4 protein-coding genes are annotated in these 3,113 nt (G+C 58.7%); all 4 read right to left on the bottom strand.

Annotation, left to right across the window (positions count from 1 at the left end; genetic code table 11):
• Nucleotides 1–35: 35 nt before the first annotated feature.
• The 4 genes from HLH48_RS22620 to HLH48_RS23630 all read right to left on the bottom strand — a co-directional run bounded on the left by HLH48_RS22620 (nt 36) and on the right by HLH48_RS23630 (nt 3,002).
• A complete protein-coding gene (locus HLH48_RS22620) occupies nt 36–629 on the bottom strand; it encodes a plasmid pRiA4b ORF-3 family protein (protein ID WP_220795285.1) in 594 nt (197 codons plus the stop codon).
• On the bottom strand, nt 626–2,152 hold the full coding sequence (gene tnpC / locus HLH48_RS22615; protein WP_182999699.1) for an IS66 family transposase: 1,527 nt from the start codon (nt 2,150–2,152) through the stop codon (nt 626–628). The genes HLH48_RS22620 and tnpC overlap by 4 nt, the downstream gene beginning before the upstream one ends.
• Nucleotides 2,153–2,283: 131 nt before the next feature.
• Nucleotides 2,284–2,634, bottom strand: a complete 351-nt coding sequence (tnpB, locus tag HLH48_RS22610) for an IS66 family insertion sequence element accessory protein TnpB (protein WP_264812869.1) — start codon at nt 2,632–2,634, stop codon at nt 2,284–2,286.
• A 5-nt stretch (nt 2,635–2,639) separates the two neighbouring features.
• Nucleotides 2,640–3,002: a transposase gene (locus HLH48_RS23630; protein ID WP_182999698.1), complete on the bottom strand. Its 363-nt coding sequence runs from the start codon at nt 3,000–3,002 to the stop codon at nt 2,640–2,642.
• Nucleotides 3,003–3,113: the final 111 nt, after the last annotated feature.

Genomic DNA, 3,113 nt, shown 5'->3' with positions numbered 1-3,113 from the left:
GTAAGCGCCGATGCAAGGCGGCGTTGACGTAGGGGTTATTTTGCTTTTCGGGCGCGTGTCGCCCATTGCTTTGCCATCTCGTCGAGGCGGCTTTGTATCCAGTCGCCCGCTGGTTTAGCGTGGGGATCGTATTCTTCTCCCAGTTCTTCCACAGCGTTCTCATGGTATTCATGTGTGGGGTCGGCGATGGCTTCCAGTTTTTCAGCGAAACCCCAGGGGCCACCCGAATCTTCTGGCGGGCAGATTCCGTTGGCCTCGATCAGGTGAGGATAGCTGAGCTTCGGGTTGGCTGGTAGAATGGTGTGGATTCTGACGGTATGTTCCCAGCCGTCACCGAAGTCATAAAGATACTGGAAGGATTTGCCTCGCATGCCTTCCAGGGCTTCGGCGAGGGTCGTCTTGCGCGCGTCGAGGGGACCGTCACGACCATAAGAGGGGTCAGGGATGCCAAAACCGGTGTGTCCGAAGCTCATCTCCCAGAGATGAGTGTCGGTCCATGGCAGCACAGCCTGGAAGACGCTGTGCAGACGGTCGAGCCTGATGCCCAGCGGCACTTCGATCAGACGGCTTACCGCTGGTGTCACGTCATCGAGTGTAATCGCCATCCGTACGACGAATGCATTGCTCAAGCGGCCTGCTCCTGTTTCTGGTTCTCTGCCACTGGCCGCCAGTTCCAGGGCAAGAGTTCGTCGATCCGGTTGATCGGGTGGTTGCCAATGCGGGTAATGACATCGGTGAACCAGGCTTCTGGTTCAACGCTGTTGAGACGGCAGGTTTCGACCAGCGAATAAAACAGCGCGGACGCGTCGCCTCCCTTGGTGGAACCGACAAACATCCAGTTGCGGCGGCCGAGGGCAATGCCACGCAGTGCGTTTTCCACGAGATTATTGCTGATCTCGAGCAAACCGTCATCGCAATAGCGAACCATGGCGGCCCAGCGATTGAGAGGATAACGACAGGCCTTTGCCAGAGGGCTGTCCGATGACAATCCGCGCAGCCGCGCCTCCAGCCAAGGTCGGATGGCAGCCAGTTTCGGGCGAGCAAACTGCTGACGCACCTGTCGTCGCCGCCCGGGAGGAGCCCCCTTGATGTCGCGCTCGATCGCAAACAGCTCACCGATCCGCACTACAGCCTCGGCCGCGATCGGGGACGGGTTCTTCTCCAGGATATCGGTAAACTTCCGCCGTGCATGCGCCCAGCATCCGACTTCCGTTACCTCGCGCGGCGCCTTTGTCTTCGCATCACAATACAGAACATTGTAACCTGAATACCCATCCGCCTGAAGGTATCCCCGATAACCGGCGAGATGCGAGGCGGGATGCTTACCGCTTCGGTCGGTTGTAAAACGGAATGCGACGGCAGGGGGCCTCATGTCACCGCTTGAACGATCGTCGCGCAGATAGACCCAGAAATACGCGGTATGGCTGCCGTTCTCGCCCGTCAGTAATGTGACCGGTGTCTCGTCACCATGGATCTTGGAGGCTTCGAGAATGTAGGACACCAGCCGCTCGCCGAGCGGGGCCATAAGCCACGCCAGCTTACGTGCCCACCGCCCCATTACATCGCGATCGATGTCCAGGCCATGGCGACGCAGGATCCTCGATTGACGATACCAGGGCTGATGATCGACGAAACGGCTGACGAGAAGATGACCAAGCAGCGCGCTGCTCACCATCACTTTCGGCAACGGTAGATCGACCGCCGGGACCTGGCGGATGCTTTCGCAGGACCGGCAGGCGATGCGGGGCCGGACATGGCGCAGGACACGGAAGCGAGCCGGGACGTAGTCCAGTACCTCCGTGATGTCCTGACAGATCATGGTCTCGGCGCCGCCACAACTGCATCGTTGCGGACGATGCTCCATCGTGATGCGCGGGATGTGCTCCGGGATTGGCGTGCGGATGCCGGTTTTTCGGGAGGACCGCAGCTTTGGAGCCGCAGGAACGTCATCGTTGGCTGAGACGGCAGCATCGCCGGCTTCGAGCATCAGGTGAAGTTGGGCGATGTCCATCTTCTCGGAGCTGCGCCCGAACCGGGCGCGGAGAAGCTGGGAAAGGCGATGCTCCAGCTTTTCGATCGCCACAAGCTGCACTTTGACGGTCTGCTGAGCAACTACCCTTTTACCGCGCTCCACTTCCATGGCCTCGGCCATCTCCCGCAGCATTTTCTGAAGGAGGATTGGGTCAGTCGGGAGACGATCAAGGTCAAACCGCATACCCTGAATTATAGAGCAAGCAGCCCGCCAAGCCTATGAAAAACTGCGGTTATCCAGTCCTTTATCGCTCATGCCAGCGTCGGCGTCCGAACCTCTTCATGGATGATCGCCTGCCTCCAGTCGAGACCCTCGATCAGCATCGCGACCTGGGCCGCCGAGAGGCGGGCCGCAGATCCCTTCTGGATCCGGGGCCATACGAATTTTCCAGCCTCAAGGCGTTTATAATACAGGCAAAGTCCGGAGCCATCCCAAATCAGAGCTTTCAGTCTGTCGCCCTTTTTGCCGCGGAATAAGAAGACGGCACCGGAAAACGGATCGAGTTGCAAGATATTACTGACCTGAGCTGCCAATCCATCGAAACCTTTGCGCATGTCACACGGCGCCAAAGACAAATAAATCTTAGCCGAAGGGGGAAACACCAAGTTCAACGCTCCAGCTCCCCCACGATGTCGAGGACCAACTTGAGCGCATCCCGATCAACAAACCTGTCAATCGAGATGGTGAAGTCGCCTCCTCGCCGGATGTCGATGCGGCCGACTTCCATCGGTTTGGCAGGCACCTCTGAACCCGCCAGGTCAATCTGCACGAAGCCGGCCATCGCGCCGTGAAGCAATTGTTTGCGCCAAGTATAGAGCTGCCCGGTACCGATCCCGTAACGCCGGGCAATAGCCGCAACGATCGCGCCTGGTTGCGTCGTTTCCTTCAGGATCGAGAGTTTCTCCTCAGTGCTCCAGTGCCGCCGCCGCTCCGTGCGTACAATCACCTCGCTATCCTTGAGAGCACTCATACGAGGCTCGTTCGACTGCTCAATATCCACTCACACGGCCCTCCATCTGCAATGCGAGCTTTACGCTATCACCATGGAAAACAAGGCCGGGTTCCATCGGCGCTTACGAAG

Origin of the sequence: Gluconacetobacter sacchari (assembly GCF_014174255.1) — a bacterium.
GTDB classification, from domain to species: domain Bacteria; phylum Pseudomonadota; class Alphaproteobacteria; order Acetobacterales; family Acetobacteraceae; genus Gluconacetobacter; species Gluconacetobacter sacchari.
This window is presented reverse-complemented; position numbering and strand designations above follow the sequence as displayed.